We start from the raw sequence: 17,908 nt of genomic DNA, 5'->3' as shown, positions 1-17,908 counted from the left end.
CGCTGAGCCTGCTGGCTCATCGGCTCCCCGCGCGCTCCTCGGCGAGGAGCAGCGTCGTCGAGAACCGCCCGATCGGCTCGATCCACTGCTTGCAGCAGCGGAAGCCCGCGCGCTCCCCCATGCGCACAACGTCGTCCGGCTCGTACTTGTACGAGCTCTCCGTCCAGATGGATTCGCCCTCCTCGAAGGCGACCTCGAGGTCGAGCGCGCCCACGCGGATCGACTGCCGCCGGCGGCTGACGAGGTGCATCTCGACGCGCGAGCCCTGCGCGTTCCACGTCGCGCGGTGATCGAACGAGCGGAGGTCGAACGTCGCGCCGAGCTCCCGGTTCATGCGCGCGAGCAGGTTCTTGTTGAAGGCGGAGGTCACGCCGAGCGGATCGTCGTACGCGAGCACCAGATCCGCCGCGGGCTTCACGAGGTCGGCGCCCAGCAGCAGCCCGTCCCCGGCGCGGAGCGAGGCGCGCAGCGCCGCGAGGAACGCCGCCGCGGCCGCCGGGGCCAGGTTGCCGATGTTCGAGCCGAGGAACAGCACGAGGACGGCGCCCTCGCCGCCCCGCGCGTCGATCGCGCGCCGCGCCGTCGCGCGGGACAGGCCTTCCTCGTACCTCGCCCGGTGGGCCGACGTCTCCACGCGCGGCAGGCGGCCCAGGGTCCGGCGCGAGAGGTCGAGCGCCGTCTCCGACACGTCCACGAGGTGTACGCTGAGGCGAGGCACCCGCTTGCAGAGCGGCGCCGCCAGCAAGGCGAGCTTCTCTCCGCTGCCACAGCCGAGCTCGACGATCGAGGCGCCGGCCCCGAACGGCGCGACCATCTCCTCGGCGTGCCGCTCGAGCAGCGCCCGCTCCGCGCGCGTCAGCGGATACCACGGGAGCTGACAGATTGCCTCGAAGAGGTGCGAGCCGAGCGCATCGTAGAAATACTCCGGCGAGAGGTGCTTCGGCGACGCCTTCAGGCCCGCCCGGACATCCGCCATGAAGCGGTCGAGGGAGTCTGTCGTGTGCATCACAGAACCTTAGCCGCAGACCTTCGATAGAGCGCCTGGAAATCCATGGAGCTCCAACGATTTCCAACGGCACCCCCCCGTGGCTCATTCCGATGAGCCGCCGAATTTTCTCCGGCTCGTGACGACCGTTGCCCACGCGATCGGCCGCTGCTAGGGAGCTGCCTCGGGGATCCGGGATCCCAGAGCCAACCGATGACGACCTCTGCACCCGGCGCGGCGAGCGGCGCGCCCCCTCCTGTGAAGCTGGGTCCGTTCGACGCCGAGTTCCTCGCGGACCTGCCCTACGACCCCTCGGTCCTCTTCTTCGACGAGCTCCTCGAGGTGGACGCCGGGAAGAGCCTGGTGCGCTGTCGCATGCCGACCGACCAGCCGATGCCGCTCGTCGACGCGCAGCGGGCGCACCCGCTGCTGCACCCGCGCCACGTCGCCGGCGCGATCCTGGTGCACGCGACGGGGATGCTCGGCTTCGTGCACGCCTACCACCTGCTCGGCCTGCGGCACCGCGAGGGCTGGATCGGCTATGGTACAAACATCCACCGGGTGGTCTTTCGCAAGCTGGTCCAGCCGGGCGCGCCCATCGAGGCGACGTGCGTGGCGACGCGCTCCCGGCTCGGCGAAAAGCGGCACATGATCCGCTATGCGTTCGAGTTCCGGCACGAGGACCGCGTCTGCTACGAGGGCGATCAGACGGCGGTGTGGATGCGCGCGCAGGACGTTCCAGCCATGAATTCCCGACCCGCGCTCGAGGAGCTCGAGCGATCCCTCGCTTGACCCGCGCGTTCGGCTCGTCTACCGGCCCTCCCATGCCGGATTTCGATGCGGGATCGATCGTCCCGTCCACACGCGATCTTCTCCAGGTGATCTCCACCCGTAGAAAGAACATGGCTCTGGTCGGGCTCGTCGGCTCGGAATCGCCCGCGGAGGATGCGCTGCGGCTCCATGAGCTCAACATCTCTGCCCTCGCGTTTGCCGAGGCGGGGCCCGCCATGCAGGGGGCTGCGCGCGCGACGAGGACCGTGCCGTCGCTCTGCCTGTCCCGGGTGGGTGATCGCGACGGCGCGCTCGCGGCGCGCTACCACGGGGCGGACGGGGTCTGCATCGACGCGCTCTTGCCGCTCGACGAGTGGGACCGCCTCGCGAAGGGGGCGAGGACGATGCGCATGCTGCCGCTCGCCCTGGCCGAGAGCCCGGAGGGGGTCGAGGCCGCCGCGAAGGTCGGCGCGCGCGCGATCCTGGTCCGGGGCGCCACGGCGGAGGCGGTGATCGCGTCGATCGCGTCGCTCCCGAGGACGCTCACCGTCGTCGCCGAGGTGCTCTCGGCCGACGCCGACGCGCTCCGCCGCCTCGCGGGCCACGTCGACGCGGTGATCGTCCCGCCGGCCGTCCACACGTCGGCCCAGTTCCCGGCGCTCGTCGCCGAGGTCGATCCCTGAGCGCGGGCGGAGCGGCCGCCGAAATGTCGGGCCGCCCCTCGACGCCCCGGGCTCCCGCCTCCACGATCTGGCCCTGATGAACAACGCCCACGAACTGGACGAGCAGCGGCGCGCGCTCCGCGAAGGGGCGCTCGTGCAGGCCATGCCCGAGCTCGGGACGCTGATCGTCACCGGCTCGGACCGGCAGACCTGGTTGAACGGCCTGGTCACCTGCGATCTCGCCCCGCAGAAGCCGCTGCCCGCCGGGGCGAAGGTCCCGCCCCCCGCGGGCGGGGCGTACGGGCTCAACGTGGTGAAGACCGGGAAGATCTTCGCCGAGGTGTGGATCGTGATCGCGGAGGACCGCATCTACGTCGGCGCGCTGCGGGATCGCATCGAGGCGCTGCGCGAGAGCTTCGAGCGCTACCTCATCATGGAGGACGCCGAGCTCGCGGACGCCTCCGGCGAGCACGCCTGGGTCTTCGCCCACGGCCCGCGGGCGGCCGATCTCGCCGTGGCCGGGCGCGCGGCCGGCGCGGACGCGGCGATCGTCGACTGGACCGGCCTCGGGGGCGCGCTCTTCGTCGCGCCCCGGCAGGCCGAGGGCGCCGTGCTCGCGGCGCTCCTCGCCCCGGGCGAGGCCGGCCCCGTCCTGCCCGCGACGGCGGCGGCGTGGGAGGTGCTCCGGGTCGAGAACAACGTCCCGCGGTTCGGCGTCGACTTCGACGACCAGAACTTCCCGCAGGAGGCCTCGCTCGAGGAGCGCGCCGTCTCGTTCAACAAGGGCTGTTACCTGGGGCAGGAGACGGTGTTCATGCTCCAGATGCGCGGCCACGCCAAGAAGCGGCTCGTGCAGCTCGCCGTCGAGGGGGAAGGCGACGTGCCCGCGGGCGCGGAGATCGCGCTGCCCGACGGCGCCGCCGTGGGCGCCGTCACGAGCCAGGTCAAGGATCCGCGCGGGCAGCGGGTGCTCGCGCTCGGCTACGTCAAGTACAAGCACGCCCTCCAGGGCACGGCGCTCCGGGTCGCCGGCCGGGCGGCCGAGATCACGCGCGCCCCCGCCGCGAAACCCTAGGCAGCGGGTGCTCGCGCTCGGCTCGCCCGGCATGCGCACCTCTCCGAGCGGCCGAGGTCATGGCCGCCGGGCCGCGACGCAAGATCATCGGCCCTGCGCCGACATCACCGCCTCCTGCGCGCCACGGAGCTCCGGCCACTAGAAGATCGGGAGTTCGCTACCGGTCGAGGCGGGCACGATGCGCCGCGAGTCCCAGTGCTCGACGATGGCGCCGTCGTCGACGCGGAACAGGTCATATACACCGTAGGGGCCTCCGCCGCGCGACACTTCGGAGAGGGTGAATACGAAGTTTCCATCGGCGACGACGTGATGCACCTTGTAGTAGGTGAGGTAGTCCCTCTCCACGTACTCGATGAGCGCGGCGGGGCCGGTCGCCGTGGCATAGCGGTGCTCGACGTAGCTCGCGTCGAGGAACTCGGAGACGCGCGCGTGCTCCCCGTCGACGAGCACGGCGTCGATGAAGCTCAGCGCGAGCGCGCGGCTCTGCGCCGTGAGCGCCTCGTCCTCGATCTCCGTCGGCCCGGCGGCATCCGATGCCTCGGCCGTGTTGGAGTCCCAGTGCTCCACGATCTTATCGTCTTTGACGCGGTACATGTCGAAGATCACGCCGGCGTCCGCGTAGCGGCCATGCACGACCACCAGGTCGCACTCGGCCAGCGTGCGCAGGCGCTCGTAGCCGAACCCCAGCGACGCGACTTCATCGCCCATCAGGGTCCTGAACGCGGCGAGGTTGCTCGGCGCCCCCGGATGATGCCGGAGGTACGGGTCGGCCCAGTAGCGATCGACCGCCGTGACATCCTTGTCGACGAGCAGCTCGTCGAGGGCCTGTCCGACGAGGGCCTTGTTCGCGCGCGCGAGCTCCGGATCACAGCCGCTTCCCCCCGCACCGCCCCCGCCGACGCCGGCTGGGTTGCCGCCGCCCGCGCCGCCGCTCCCCGCTGCTCCCGCTGTCATCGTGTCACCGGCGGCGCCGCCGCGTCCGTCCGGAGGGTCGTCCCGCTCCCCGGAGCACGCCACGAAGAAGCAGATTGCTGCCAGTCCGAGCCAAGGAGCGAAGTTCATCGATACCGTGTATCGCACCGCGCGCTGGGAGGCAATCCGCGGCGCGCGGACCTCGAATCGATCTCGCTCGCCGCGCCAGCCCATCGGGCGGCCCCCGCGGCGCGTCGAGCGCTGTTTTGCTGCGCCCTCGCTCGCCTGCGGGCCGGAGGCGGCAGCGCGACCGCCAACGCCTCGATCCGCCCCCGCCGCACTGCCACCTGCGCCGTCCTCACCGCGGCATCCGGCGGGGCTCACTCCACGATATGCCCCGCGTGGACGACGCAGGGCCCGCCCGGCGTGGCTCCGGCATCGGCGAGGAGCTCGGCCGCCACGAGGCCCACGTCGGGCGCGTGGACTATGGGGAAGCGGCGGGTCACGGGGTAATGCAGGCTCGGCAGGACGCCCCGACGGCGGGCCGCGGGCAGGTGTTGCTTCCAGTTCTCCATGTGCTCCGCCGAGCGCAGGAAGGTCATTGCCGTGGGGCACGCTCGATCCGTGACATGTCACGCTCGATCCGTGACATGTCACGCTCGATCCGTGACATGTCACGGCTCGGCCATGACTCTGCGCCTCGTGCGGCGGAGCGAGCGCCGGACGCCGGGCGAGGCGGTCGCTCGGGGACCCATCCCCGGCGACAAGGAGATGCTCTCAGCGTGGTGCGACGCACGAGCCACGCTCGCGCGCCCTCGTTGAGCGATCGCCACCCAGCGTCCCGAGCTCACGCACCAGGAACGGACCTTGCCATGGGCCTCGCTGCGCTCGCAATTCGGCGAGAGCGTTGTCCGCTGCGCAGCCCGGCACGTCGATCGCGATTACGGCCGGGCGCGGCGCTTCTTTCAGTCCCGTGTTGAGACGCAGGAGAAGAGCATGATTTCTCGACGAAAACTGTTGACGGGCGCCGGCGCGCTCGCCGCCGCAGCGGCGTTGCCCGGCCGGCCCGCCTGGGCAGATGGCCCTGTGGGGGAGTCCTGGGCCCCGTATCCGAACGTGGCCACGTGGGGTGGGCCGAAGAAGATCCTCGAGATCTTCCTCTACGGGGGGCTCTCCGCGTGGGAGTCGTTCTATGTCGATCTGCGAGATACCCTGTTCACTGCCAGCCAGCTCAACGCATTCAATTCGACGGCGCTGCTGACGCACTGCGGAAGTACCCAAAATGGAACGACCCTGCAGACGTTCGGGGGGATGCGATGGAGCGTCGCGACGTCCCCCCTGTGGAGCCGGCCCGACCTCCTGGCCCGTACGCGCGTCGTCACGATGACGCACGAGTTCACCGCGCATCCTGTGGCGATCCCGCTCGCGCTCACGGGACGTCGTCTGGGCGATGGGCGCGCGGCGAGCCTCGGCGCCGCGATCAAGCGCCGCCACCCGGGACAGCACACGTCCTACGTCCTGATGCCCGATAACGGGCGCTTCTTCCCCGGAGACGACGACGCGTTCTCCGCGTGGCTTTCGGTCGGCGCGCACGGCTCCGCGGCGCGGCCCGTGCTCGTCCCCATGAGCTCCGGCGTGAGCGAGATGGCCGACTGGGCCTCGCGGACCGGCGTCAACGCGGGAGCCGATGCGCTGACGAGCTACTACGCCGACGTCTATGAGACCCACCTTGACGGATCTCGATCTCGCGGGTACGACGCTTATAGAGCCGCGCTCGACAGCCTGCCCGGGAGCCCGAGCCTCACGAGCGTATTCAACTCGAGCCTCCGCGGCGAGGGCGCGTCGGCCACGCATTGCTCGACGAACGTGTCCTCCGCTGGAACGCCGCGCAACACCACGGCGGCATGCCTCGATATGGCGGCGTGGCTCTTCAACACGAAGGGCACGCGTTACGTGGGCATGGTCGATGTCGGCGTCGGAACTGACACCGCAGCCGCGTACGACGGCCACGGGCATACCGCCGGCGTGACGTTCGGCAACTTGTTTCTGCTCCTCAAGGAGCTGTCTCGGGTGACGAGCACGAGCACGCCGGCGACGGACCGCATCAGCGTCGACGACACGCTGATCATCCTCAACACGGAGTTCGGCCGCACCCCGCTGCCGCAAGGAAGCACGGGCCGCAACCACTACGGTCGAGGCTACGTGGTCGTGCTCATCGGTGGTCCCATCCAGCCCACGGCCTCGGGGGAGCCGAAGCTGATCGGCACCATCGACTGGACGGCGGGTTCTCCGGCCGGCAGGTACACGCCGGCCAACCTCGCGTGCGTGGCGCTGACGGCGGCCGGTATCGATCCGCACGGCACGGACAACTTTGCGTTCAACGAACTGCCGCCGGGGATACCGTCGTCGTACGAGCAGCCGTTCTTCCAGGCGTGAGAGGAGATCGCATGAAACTTAAAATGATGGAGTCGGCGCGGGGAGCGCTCGCCGTGCTGCTCGCCGGCAATTTGCTGGCGGGCTGCAGCACGACCGAGCCGCAGCCGCAAGAAGCCCCTCCCGGCGTAAGCCAAGCGGCGCTCGCGCCGGAGCCTACGTCCCCCGGTGGAGTGGACGCGGGCAACGCGGCCTGGGTCGAGCAGGTCGTACCGGCGCTGCTCGGCAGGCCTGTGCGCAGCTTCGGCGAGCTCAAGTTCCTCACCCTCATGACCGCGCGCGTCGGCCGCGCCCGCATGGCCGAGGCGCTCATGGAGCATCCGGCCTTCGTCGATCGCTGGACCGGCGTGCTGCTCGACCGCATGCGCGTGGATCGGGAGGGAGCGCGCAGCCAGTCGGACTGCTTCTCCCAGCCGCTGCTATCGAGCGACAGCTCCAAGATCAGGGCGGCGAAAGTCGTCCTCTACACGCGGCGCCTCGGGAACGCCACCTCCCTGTCGGAGAGCGTGGACGAGCCCTCTGTTCCGGCGTCCCCGGGCACGTACAACATGGCCGACGTCGTGCGCGGGTCGCTCCTCATGGACAACGTCTTTCCGGCCTACCGCGGGTTCGTCTTCGCGCTGGTACGCCAGTATGGAACCGATGATGCAGAGACGTACGTCAAGCAGCGCCAGATCGCGGAGCACTTCACGCAGGTCTATGCGAACAAATCGATGGAATGCCTGCAGTGCCATCGCACGCACTTCAGCTCGGTGTCGTCGCCTGCGGCGTCCTATTTCACTCCCGGTTACGACTGGGCGAATGGGCAGGAGGGGCGCGTCTTCTCGGGCCTCTCGGCATGGGCGGCCTCCGGTTCGTTCCAGACGCCGACGGACGCCGACTGGGTAGGGTCCTTCCGTCGGTCCCAGGGGGCGAATGTCCCCTTCGTCGGCTGGGACGGGGCGAGCTGCGGCAGCTTCTCGAACGACACGTCGACCGCCACACCGAGCGGGACCGGCCTCCTGCTCCCTGACGCGAGCAGCACGACGGTGTGGGCGCTCGATGATCGGCTGAAGGAGGGGTTCCTCGCGCTGCGTAAATCGTACGACTCCGGTGATCTCGACACGGGATCGGGCCATGCGAATCAAGGCCGGACGCTCGGCGCTTTCTGGCTCGCGGCCGCCTTCGCCAACGACGTCTGGAGGGAGCTCTTCGGCGCTCCGCTGACCATCCCGAACTTCACCTCCCGCAACACGGACGAGCACAAACTGCTCTGGAACCTCGCCGAGAACCACGTCGCCGGACGGGGCTGGTCGCTCAAGGGGTTGCTCACCGAGATCGTCACGTCGCCATACTTCAACCGCTTGCCTGAATCCTCGGAGACGATGCCCAAGGTCTTCGAGCCGTTCATCGATACGCCGGCCCAGGACTACGTGGGCGACGCCGTTCATCGACGCTCCGCGGATCTGCTCTTTCGGATGAAGGCGTCGGCGCTCGACTGGAAGGTCGGCGGCAAGCGCTGGGTCACTCACTTCCCCCAATCGACCACGTACCCGACGCCCTCCCAGGCGGAGGCGATGGGTCTTCATCTCTCGCGCCTGAGCACGGCGAACCCGACGTCATCGCAGTACTCCATGCTCGGGTGGGAGGCCTCCGCGGGCCGCTGCGATCGACCGGCGGCGATCTCACGCGACTGGATCGACGCGCTCACCGACCGCGCCGTGACCGGAGGGGTCACCGTGCGCGGCGCCGTCGAGGCGCTGCGCTTCCGCCTCCTCGGGCGCGGCCTCTCGGCCGGTTCCGGCGAGGCGACGGCTCTCAGCACGTTCCTCGGGAAATCGATGACCGCGACGTTTGCGAGCGCGTACACCACGGCGGCGCAGGGGAATGCCGCCCTGAGAGATCTCTGCGAGGTGTTCGTCAAGACGCCGCAGTTCATGCTGGAGGGCGTCCCCCACGGCGTCGGGCTCGCCGAGACCGACTTCGATTCGCCCCCGCAGCTCCAAGTGGGTGACATGAAGAACGACGGCACGCTCGCCGATGACACGCCTTCCGATGCCTGCGAGAGCTGGGTCGATCCGCAGACGGAGGAGTTCGATGGCATCTCGGTCAACTGCGCGGACGAGTCGTTCCCTCAGAACATCGACTGGTCGAAGATCTGCCCCTCCGGGGGGTGCATCTACCGAGAAGCGGTCCTGCCCGATCTGCCGCGGCCGTGGCCCTGCCTCAGCTGCACGTTCAACTCGGACTGGTTCACGACGCGCCCGCCGCCGGTGGATCCGCGCGTGGTGACCGACCTGCCGATGCCGATGACGCCGGCGCGCGGCGGCGTCTTCCTGGCCTGGGCCGAGGGGGCGACGATCGTGCAAGTGAGCGGACAGGCGCGGTTGGTCTTCTCGCACGGGCAGAGCACGCCGGCTGCGCCGGGCATGGTGCTCCAGCTCGGCGACAGCCTGGAGCTGTGGGCCGGAGATACCTTCAGGGTCACGGCGCTCAACGGGCAGGTATTCGAGAGCCCCACGGGAGGCATGCCCGCCAATCAGAGCGCGCAGACCTATCTATTCATGGCCACCGGCCCGAACGGTCTGCCCGATCCCACGGAGATGACGCCGACCACCGTCGACATGAACACGGCGAGCACCATCAAGGAGGCGATGCGCCAAGCGGCGCGCAACGAGGAGGCGGGGTCCGTCTCGTTGTTCCACGAGGTGACGTCCACGGTGGGTAGCTTGAGCCACATCAATCATCCGGCGCTCAACGGGAAGCCGGATCTCATCCTCCTCATGTCACCCGTCGCCGGCGCCGTCAGCAACGACCGCCACGTGGGCGTCTGGTACGACACAGCCTTGCAGCGGTGGGCCGTTTACAACGAGGACCTCGCCGCGATGCCGCTGGGCGTGCGCTTCTCGGTCCGCGCGATGCCGCCCAGCGACAGCGTCTTCATCCATGAGGTCACGGCCGCCAACAATCCCACGGGCACGATCTCGACCATCAATCATCCAGCGCTCAACGGGCGCCCGTCCATCGCCGTGCAGGTGAGCCGCATCTGGAACCTGCCGGGAGCACCGGGCGTCTACAACAACCATCCTGTGGGTGTCTGGTATGATACGAGCGTGCAGAAGTGGGTCGTCTACAACGAGGACCAGGGCACACTCCAGCCCGGAGCGTTGTTCGCGGTCAAGCTGGGCGGCGACTTCAAGGTGACATCGAGCCCGGCGACACGGGTCGGTAACGCCCTCGTCATCGACGAGCCGAACATCAACGGCGTGCCCGACGCCCGCCTCTTCTTCACGCACAGCTTCAGCGGCACGGGCACCCTGCACACGAAGCGGAGCGCGCTGCGCTACGACACGACGCTCCAGAAGTGGACGATCATCAACCGCGACGGCACCACCGTCGCGAACAACCTGGTCTTCCACGTGCACCGCGGCTACTGACGGTCCTTTCCGCGGCGAAGAGGGCCTGCTGCAGGGCACCTCCACGCGCCCTGCAGCAGGCCGAGTCGATCCTCCGTGCCGCTTGCTCCCGCCGTGAGCCTCGAGTGTCGTTCGCCGCGCGCGCCGGGCCAGCTTGAAGGAATGCACGTCGTGTCGGCCACGAGGCACGGGGACACGGGCGCCCGTGTCCCGGAAGGGCGGTTCCCTGTCCCGGAAGAGCCACCCCGTGTCCCGGAGGGGCGGTTCCCTGTCCCGGAAGGCCCGCTCCCGCCCCCCCGCCCCGGAACCCTCCGCCCCACCCCGCTCCGCAGCTCAGCCGCGCGCGGCCCGCGCCGCGCCCCGGCTCACGGGAAGATCTCGCGCTCGCCGTACACGGCGGCGAGCCGCTGCAGCGCCACGGCGTAGGCGGCGAGGCGCAGCGTGCACTTCTTCTGCCGCGCCATCTCGGTCACCTCGCGGTAGGCCCGCTTCATCGCCTTCTCGAGCCGGGCGTCGACCTCCTCGAGCGTCCACGTCTCGGAGCGCTTGTTCTGCACCCACTCGTAGTAGCTCACCGTGACGCCGCCCGAGTTGGCGAGGACGTCCGGCAGGATGTCGATCCCGCGCTCCAGGAGGACCTTCTCCCCCTCGGGCGAGCACGGCCCGTTCGCGCCCTCGGCCACGAGCCGGACCTGCAGCCAGCTCGCCTCCTCCACGCCGACCTGGTTCTCCAGGGCCGCCGGGATGAAGATGTCCGCCTTGAGCCGGAAGAACTCCTCGCGGCTGATCGGCTTGCCGGCCGGGTAGCCCGCGATCGAGCGGTGCTTCTTCACGTAGTCCTGCAGCTTGTGCGGATTGAACCCCTCCGGATTGTAGAGATACCCGGTGTGGTCGCCGACCGCGATCGTCGAGGCGCCGAGCTTCGACAGGAGCACGGCCGTGTTCGAGCCGACGTTGCCGAACCCCTGCACGAGCAGCGTCGCGCCGCCGAGGTTCACGTCGTTGTCCTCGGCCCACTCGGTGATGCAGTGGACGACCCCCTGTCCCGTGGCCTTCTCTCGCCCGTACGTGCCGCCCGACGCCACCGGCTTGCCCGTCACGACGCCCTTCACCGCCTGCTTGAAGAGCTGTCCGACGGTGTTCATGTACGTGTCCATGGCCCACGCCATGGTCTTCGCGTCGGTGCCGACGTCGGGAGCAGGGATGTCCGTCTCCGGGCCGATGTTCGAGCCGAGCGCATGGAAGAAGCGGCGCGTGATGCGCTGGAGCTCGGCGCGCGACACCTCGTTCGGGTTGAACTTGATGCCTCCCTTGCCGCCGCCGAGCGGCAGGTTCATGAGCGCGCACTTCCACGTCATCATCGCGGCGAGCGCCTTGAGGTCGTCGAGCGACACCGTCTCGTGATAGCGAACGCCTCCCTTGAACGGCCCGAGGAGGTTGTTGTGCTGGATCCGGTAACCCTTGAAGAGCCGGATGCTGCCGTCATCCATCCGCACGGGGAAATTGACGATGACCTCGTTCTTGGGCTGGCTCAAGATCGTGGTGATGTAACCCGGCAGCTCGATCAGGCGGGCGGCCTCGTCGAGATAACCCTGGATGACTTTGAAGAACTCGTATTTGTGCTTCTGGCCCGGAGCAGGAGGGGTGCTCACCGGCGGAGTCGTGACCTTGGTACTGACTTGATCTTCCATGGCTCTGTAACTTTCTAGTGCGCCGCGCCCCCCAGTTCAATGTCGGGCGCAATCATGCGGCGCGTCATCGCGATCCGGACGGCCGCGGCAATGCGTCAGCCTGGCAGTGCGCGACGCGAGGCGCCGTTCATGATCTCGACCACAGGACGTACAGATACGTGAGGGTCCCGGTGACGAGCAGGGCGTCGACCCGGTCGAGGATGCCGCCGTGGCCGGGCACGATCCCGCCAGAGTCCTTGATCCCGAAGGACCGCTTGAACAGGGACTCCCCGAGGTCCCCCGCCTGACCGAGGCCGCCCGCGACGATCGCGAGCGCGACAGCGTCGACGAGCGGCAGCGACCGGAGGAACCAGACGTGGGCGAGGAGCGCGCCGAGCACCGCGAACAGCAGGCCCCCGAGGGCGCCCGCGACGGTCTTCTTGGGGCTCACCGCCTCGTAGAGCTTGCGCCGGCCGAGGAAGCGGCCGGCGAAGTAGGCGCCCGTGTCCGAGAACCAGGAGAGCAGCAGCGCCAGCACCACGAACGAGGGGCCGTCGGCGCCGGCGTCGCGCCGGAGGAGCGCCAGCGCGCCGAGCCCGCCGCCCACGTAGAGCGGGCCGAAGGTCATCGCCAGCACGCGCAGCGCCGCGGTGCGCATCTCGCCGAGGCGCACGAGCGTGACGAGCATCGCGACGAGCGGGAGCAGGAAGATCAGCGCGAGGAGCGCGCCCGGCGAGCCCCCGAAGCGCCAGAGCACGCCGACGACGGCGAGGGTGAGCGCGACGCCGGCGACGCGCGCCGCGAGGTCGTCCGCGTGCGTCATCGCGAAGAACTCGAGCGCGCCGATGGCCGCGGCGGCCGCGATGAGCGCGGCCCACCCCCAGCTCGGGCCGAGGTAGAGCAGCGAGAGGAGGATCGGAGCGGCCACGATCGCGGTGATGACCCGCATCGTGAGGTTGGAAGCAGCCAAGCGTCAGACTCCCGTTCGTGAACCGTTGTGAGAGGCGAGATCGAGCGCGCGCCACGGCCGTCCCGCGTCGAGCGCGCCCTTCGCGCGGGCCGCCTCGCCCTCGCCGCCGCCCTCCGCCCCTTCCGCGGGCTCGTCGGCGTTGTCGTGCAGCTGGTAGGCCGCGATGGCCGCGAAGAGGTCGTCCTCGGTGAAGTCCGGCCACAGCCGCTCCGTGAACGACAGCTCGGCGTACGCGGCCCCGTAGAGCAGGAAGTTGGAGAGCCGCTGCTCGCCGCCGGTGCGGATGATGAGATCCGGCTCGCCCACGCTCAGGCTCGGCAGCCGCGCGGCGAGCAGCGCCCCGTCGATCGTCTCCGGATCGAGCCTGCCGGCGACCGCCTCCATCGCGAGCTCGCGCGCCGCGGCGGCGATCTCCTCACGCGCCCCGTAGGACAGCGCCAGCGCGAGCGTCATCTGCCGGTTCGTGGCGGACGCCTTCCGGAGCGGGTCGAGCACGTCGCGCACGGCCTCGGGGAGCCGGCTGATGTCGCCGATCGCGACCAGGCGGATGTCGTTCTCGAGGATCTCGCCGCGCTCGGTCATCAGGAACTCGCGCAAGAGGCCCATGAGCGCGTCGACCTCGTTCTGAGGCCGCGCCCAGTTCTGCTCGCTGAAGGCGTACAGCGTCAGCGCCTCGACGCCGAGCCTCCGGCAGACACGCACGATCCGCCGCACGGCGGCGCTGCCGGCTTTGTGCCCGGCCTCGCGCGGCTCGCCGCGCAGCTCCGCCCAGCGGCCGTTGCCATCCATGATGATTCCGACGTGGCGCGGGAGATTTCTGGCTTCTACGAGGTTCATCGGCAGGGGGAGTTTCCCTTGTTGACTAACGACTGTCGACTGTTGAGTCTTCACGCCCATGAGCACTGGGGTTGGTCTCACGATCACGCTGCGCGTCAGGATGGGCGCGCACGACGCACATTACGCGGGGGAGCTGTGCGATGGCGCGCGTATTCTCGCGCTCTTCGGCGACGTCGCCACCGAGCTCCTCATCCGTCTGGACGGCGACGAGGGGCTCTTCCGTGCGTACGAGGCGGTCGAGTTCCTTGCCCCGGTCCGAGCAGGCGATTTCATCGAGGCGACCGGGGTGGTCACGAAGGTCGGCGCCACGTCGCGCGCGATGGCCTTCGAGGCGCGCAAGGTCGTCGCCAGCGTCCGCGAAGCCGGGGTAGCGCCCTCGGCGGCGGACGCGCTGGCCGAGCCGATCATCGTTTGCCGGGCGCTCGGCACCTGTGTCGTCCCGAAGGAGCTTCAGCGAAGGCCGCGCCTCGTCCTGCCGGCGCTGTCGGCGCCGCCCCCGGACCACGCGCAGCTCCCGGAGCCGCGGCCGATCATCACGCCGCCCCCCCGGATCATCGTCACGCCGCTGCAGAGCGCCCTGATCCTGACGGCGGCGATCGTCGGCGCCGAGACGACCCGGGCGCAGACGCCGCACCTGCCGGTCACGGCGCGCGAGCTCGCCGACGAGGCGGCGCGCTGCCGCGACGCGGGCGCCGCGGTGGTCCACCTGCACGTCAGGAACCCGGACGGGACGCCGAGCCAGTCGCGCGCGCTCTTCGCCGAGGCGATCGCCGCCATCCAGGAGACGACGGACGTCATCGTCCAGACGTCGACCGGCGGCGCCGTCGGGATGAGCGTCGACGAGCGCGCCCAGCCGCTGCTCTGCAACCCCGAGATGGCCACCTTGAACTGCGGCACGCTCAACTTCGGCGACGGGATCTTCGACAACACCCGGCCGCTCATCCGGGACATGGCAGCCCGGATCCGCGCGGCGGGGAGCGTCCCCGAGCTCGAGTGCTATGAGGTCGGCCATATCCATGAGGCGCTCAGCTTGCTCGCCGAGGGGCTCCTCGCCGAGCCGCTCCACTTCCAGTTCGTGCTGGGGGTGCCCGGCGGCATCGCGGCGCGCGAGGACGTGCTCCGGTTCATGATCAGCCAGATCCCGCGAGGCTCCAGCTGGGGAGTCGCCGCCGTCGGCCGCCACCAGCGCCCGATGACCGAGCTCGCCATGCAGCTCGGCGGGCACGCGCGGGTGGGGCTGGAGGACAACATCTACCTGGACAAGGGCGTGCTCGCCGAGGGGAGCGCGCCGCTCGTCGCGCGCGCCGCCGCCTTCGCGCGGAGCATCGGCCGAGAGGTGGTCGATCCGGACCGCGCGCGCCAGCTCCTCGGGATCGGATCGCGCGCCGCGGCGACCCAGGCGGGCGCGGCTGCAGGAGGGAGCGCGCTCGCGCAGGAATGACCGGACGGCCGCTCTCCACATGGGTCGATCACCTCCGGGGCCGGCTCCCGATCGCGCTCGGCGTCGCCCTGCTCGGGGCGGGCGCGCGGCTCTCGACGCCGTCCCCGCCGGCGCGGACCGCCGACGCCATCGCCGGGATGCTCGGGGAGGCGATCGGCGGCGCCGTCAGCCCGGACGATTTCGTCTGGGAGGAGCGCGGCGGGTTCCTCTCCGACGCGCTGCTGGGCCGCCGGGTGCTGTTCCTGGGCGTCCCGCGACCGCCGGCCGGTGAGCCCGCGGCGGACGGGAAGCCCGCGGCGGGCGCCGAGCCCGCGGCGGACGGGCGCGGCGCCGCCGACCTGTACCGCGCGCGCGTGCGGCTCACCCGCTCCGGCCGGCCGGTGAGCCTCGGCGGCGTCCACAACCTGACCGAGACGCCCCTCGGCGACGATCGCAGCCTGGTCGCCCGCGGCCGACGCGTCGCGGTGACCACCTCCGCCTTCGGCGTCGTGCAGGGGATCACGCTGCTGGATCTCGGCGGCGCGCCCCCGGGGCCTCGGCCCCTCGGCGAGCGGCTCCGCGCGGCCGTCGACGGTTGGCTCGAGACCGGGAGCGTGGACGGCGCGTCGCGCAGCGAGATCGTCTTCGACAGCCCGCCCGCGTCGGCGCGGCTCGATCTCGTCGACGAGGGCCTGGTGATGGCCCTCGGACCCGAGGCGGTGCCGGCGGCGCTCAACGCCGCCACCGGCGAGGTCGACACGGGCGGGCGCGATGCGTTCGGCGCCCGCGTGCACCACGTCCCGCGCCGCGTGCCGTCGTTCCTGGAGCTCGCCGGGCCGTCCGCCGGGCGCCTGCTCGGTCCGGGGGCGGCCGCCGCGGTCGAGCGGCTCGCGCTCGCCGCGGACCGCGCCGCGGCGGGCCTCCGCGCCGAGCCGGCCGCCGCGTACCTGACCCACGGCGCCGCGTCGCCGGAGCCCGCGCCGGAGGGGTGGCCCTCGCTCTGGCCGCCGCCCAAGGTGCTGCCGGCGGTCCAGCCCCCGCTCCCGGGGGAGGGTGACTGGGTGCTCGTGGCGCCCTCGCTCCCCGGCATCGAGGGCGACCCGCAGCGCCCGTCCAGCCCCTTCGCTGCGACGACGATCCGCCCCGATCCGCAGCGGGAGCAGGTGCGCGTTCACCTGTTCGCGATCGACACGCGGCACATCAAGCTCACCCTGCAGGCCGGCTTCGAGGCGCCCAGGCCGTCGGTCGGCCCGCGCGGCACGGGGCAGCTCCCCGACGCGTCGACGCTCCGCGGGGCCATCGGCCTCGGCGTCGGGCCGCACGATCCGGCCGCGCCCCCCGCCGGGGCGGAGGCGCTCGGCATGGTCGTCGGCGGCCGCGCGCTCGTGCCGCCGCGCGACGGCGCGGCGACGCTCGCGGTCGACCTCTCGGGCCGGCCGTACTTCGGCGCGTGGCCGTCGCGCGGCGACGTCGATCGCGTGCCCTGGGCGCTCTGGCAGCGCCCGCCGGCCGCGAGCCCCCGCGATCTCCGCGACGGGGGCGGCCAGCGCTTTCCCTGGGCGCTGTGGCAGGGCCCTTCCTTCTTCGAAGCGGCGGGCCCCGCGGCCGCGCTCGCCGCCCTCGCCGGCCCCCTCGCGGAGCGCGCGCCGGCCGACGCGACGCTCTCGCCCGGCGACGGCGACGACCTCGTCGTCGAGCGCTCGGCGCTGTGCATGACCGATCGCGGCCTCGTGGTCCACGCGTGGAGCAGCGCCGCCGACGCGGCCGCGATCCGGGCGGCGCTCGAGCGCGCGCGGTGCCTCGCCGGCGTCTCGCTGGGCCGGGCGCCGGAGCCCCTCGGGGTCGCCTTCCTGAGCCGCCAGCAGGACGGCAGCTTGACCGCGGAGCGCCTCGCGCCGGCGATGTCGCTCGCGCCGTCGGCGCACGTCGCGTCGGCCTCCCCGCGCCCCTTCCTCTACTTCGAGTCGCGCTCGACGGACGGCCCGCCGGCGCCCGATCTGTCGCTCCCGGGCGAGCGCGTCGGCTGGACCGCGGACAGCGGCGCGCAGCCGCCGCCGGCGTGGAGCCCGGCCGTGTACGCCGCCGACACCGTGCACCTCGGCGCGCAGGTCCGCGTCCACGCCCTCGCTCCGGATCGGTTCCTCTTCCGCCTCCGCGCCGGCTCCCGAGAGATCTCGCCGCGGACCGCGCCGAAGCTCGACGCCGACGTGCCGGCCGACGAGCGGCCGCACGTCATGGCGGCGATCGGCGTCGGCACCGGCCGGCGGCGCGGCCCGCGCGGGCTCGCCGTGGGCGGCACCGTCGGGCTCCGCTTCCGGGGCGAGGGGGGCCTGCTGCTGGTCCGCCGCGGCCGCGTCGAGATCCGCCCGGCCGGCGGCGTCGAGGTCGCGCCGGGCACGGACGCGACCGAGCTGCCGCTCACCGCCGACGAGGGCAGGCTGCGGCCCGAGGCGCGCGAGATCGGCACCATGCGCCGGCGCAGCGCCGCCTGTGTGCTCGAGGACGGGACGTTCCTCGTGGCCACGACGACCTTCGACAGCGACGAGGCGACGACCGAGGCGCTGCTCGATCTCGGCTGCGCGCGCGTGGTCGCCCTCGATCGCGGCGCGCACCGCAACGCGTTCGTGCACCGCGCCTCCGGCGACCCCGCGCTGCAGCAGGCCTACGAGGAGACCGCGCTCTTCGCGGTCGGCCTCGCGATGCCCGGCCGGGCGCGGTGGCTCACGGAGGGGGCGCGCCCCTGATCGGCCGCGATCGGGGCGAGCGGCGGTCGGGCGC

At 71.4% G+C, this 17,908-nt stretch carries 13 protein-coding genes; 7 read left to right on the top strand and 6 right to left on the bottom strand.

All coding sequences use genetic code 11. The annotated features are described in order from the left end of the window. Positions 1-16: 16 nt before the first annotated feature. On the bottom strand, positions 17-1,006 hold the full coding sequence (gene egtD, locus WMF36_RS32675) for an L-histidine N(alpha)-methyltransferase (protein WP_437574686.1): 990 nt from the start codon (positions 1,004-1,006) through the stop codon (positions 17-19). A 192-nt stretch (positions 1,007-1,198) separates the two neighbouring features. Here egtD and WMF36_RS32670 point away from each other — a divergent pair, with 192 nt between their 5' ends. From WMF36_RS32670 to ygfZ, 3 genes are all read left to right on the top strand, one after another. Then, a complete protein-coding gene (locus WMF36_RS32670) occupies positions 1,199-1,777 on the top strand; it encodes a hypothetical protein (protein ID WP_437574685.1) in 579 nt (192 codons plus the stop codon). A 110-nt stretch (positions 1,778-1,887) separates the two neighbouring features. Continuing rightward, on the top strand, positions 1,888-2,439 hold the full coding sequence (locus WMF36_RS32665) for a hypothetical protein (protein ID WP_437574684.1): 552 nt from the start codon (positions 1,888-1,890) through the stop codon (positions 2,437-2,439). A gap of 76 nt (positions 2,440-2,515) precedes the next feature. Then, complete coding sequence (ygfZ, locus tag WMF36_RS32660; protein WP_437574683.1) at positions 2,516-3,493, top strand: CAF17-like 4Fe-4S cluster assembly/insertion protein YgfZ; 978 nt, start codon at positions 2,516-2,518, stop codon at positions 3,491-3,493. 138 nt (positions 3,494-3,631) lie between these two features. On the opposite strand, the gene WMF36_RS32655 is transcribed toward ygfZ, so the two are convergent. Together WMF36_RS32655 and WMF36_RS32650 are read right to left on the bottom strand one after the other, a co-directional pair. Next, on the bottom strand, positions 3,632-4,555 hold the full coding sequence (locus WMF36_RS32655; RefSeq protein WP_437574682.1) for a nuclear transport factor 2 family protein: 924 nt from the start codon (positions 4,553-4,555) through the stop codon (positions 3,632-3,634). 230 nt (positions 4,556-4,785) lie between these two features. Next, positions 4,786-5,007 (bottom strand): hypothetical protein, encoded by a 222-nt coding sequence (locus tag WMF36_RS32650; RefSeq protein WP_437574681.1) that lies wholly within the window; start codon positions 5,005-5,007, stop codon positions 4,786-4,788. A 394-nt stretch (positions 5,008-5,401) separates the two neighbouring features. On the opposite strand from WMF36_RS32650, the gene WMF36_RS32645 reads away from it, so the two are divergent. Together WMF36_RS32645 and WMF36_RS32640 are read left to right on the top strand one after the other, a co-directional pair. Next, positions 5,402-6,841, top strand: a complete 1,440-nt coding sequence (locus tag WMF36_RS32645) for a DUF1501 domain-containing protein (protein WP_437574680.1) — start codon at positions 5,402-5,404, stop codon at positions 6,839-6,841. A gap of 11 nt (positions 6,842-6,852) precedes the next feature. Then, complete coding sequence (locus WMF36_RS32640) at positions 6,853-10,254, top strand: DUF7452 domain-containing protein (RefSeq protein ID WP_437574679.1); 3,402 nt, start codon at positions 6,853-6,855, stop codon at positions 10,252-10,254. Positions 10,255-10,598: 344 nt separating this feature from the next. On the opposite strand, the gene WMF36_RS32635 is transcribed toward WMF36_RS32640, so the two are convergent. From WMF36_RS32635 to uppS, 3 genes are all read right to left on the bottom strand, one after another. Continuing rightward, positions 10,599-11,924 carry a Glu/Leu/Phe/Val family dehydrogenase gene (locus WMF36_RS32635; RefSeq protein WP_437574678.1) on the bottom strand — a complete coding sequence of 442 codons (1,326 nt, stop codon included), beginning with the start codon at positions 11,922-11,924 and terminating at the stop codon, positions 10,599-10,601. Between the two features lie 127 nt (positions 11,925-12,051). Beyond that, positions 12,052-12,873: a phosphatidate cytidylyltransferase gene (locus WMF36_RS32630; protein WP_437574677.1), complete on the bottom strand. Its 822-nt coding sequence runs from the start codon at positions 12,871-12,873 to the stop codon at positions 12,052-12,054. 3 nt (positions 12,874-12,876) lie between these two features. Next, positions 12,877-13,710, bottom strand: a complete 834-nt coding sequence (uppS, locus tag WMF36_RS32625) for a polyprenyl diphosphate synthase (protein ID WP_437581984.1) — start codon at positions 13,708-13,710, stop codon at positions 12,877-12,879. Positions 13,711-13,768: 58 nt separating this feature from the next. Between uppS and WMF36_RS32620 the strand changes: the two genes are divergently transcribed. After that, positions 13,769-15,151 (top strand): 3-keto-5-aminohexanoate cleavage protein, encoded by a 1,383-nt coding sequence (locus WMF36_RS32620; protein WP_437574676.1) that lies wholly within the window; start codon positions 13,769-13,771, stop codon positions 15,149-15,151. After that, positions 15,148-17,874 carry a hypothetical protein gene (locus WMF36_RS32615; RefSeq protein WP_437574675.1) on the top strand — a complete coding sequence of 909 codons (2,727 nt, stop codon included), beginning with the start codon at positions 15,148-15,150 and terminating at the stop codon, positions 17,872-17,874. Before WMF36_RS32620 ends, WMF36_RS32615 begins: the two co-directional genes overlap by 4 nt. Positions 17,875-17,908: the final 34 nt, after the last annotated feature.

The organism is Sorangium sp. So ce887, from assembly GCF_051521455.1.
Classification (GTDB): domain Bacteria; phylum Myxococcota_A; class Polyangia; order Polyangiales; family Polyangiaceae; genus Sorangium.
The sequence above is the reverse complement of the archived record's forward strand: the minus strand, read 5'-3'. Positions and strand labels throughout refer to the sequence as shown.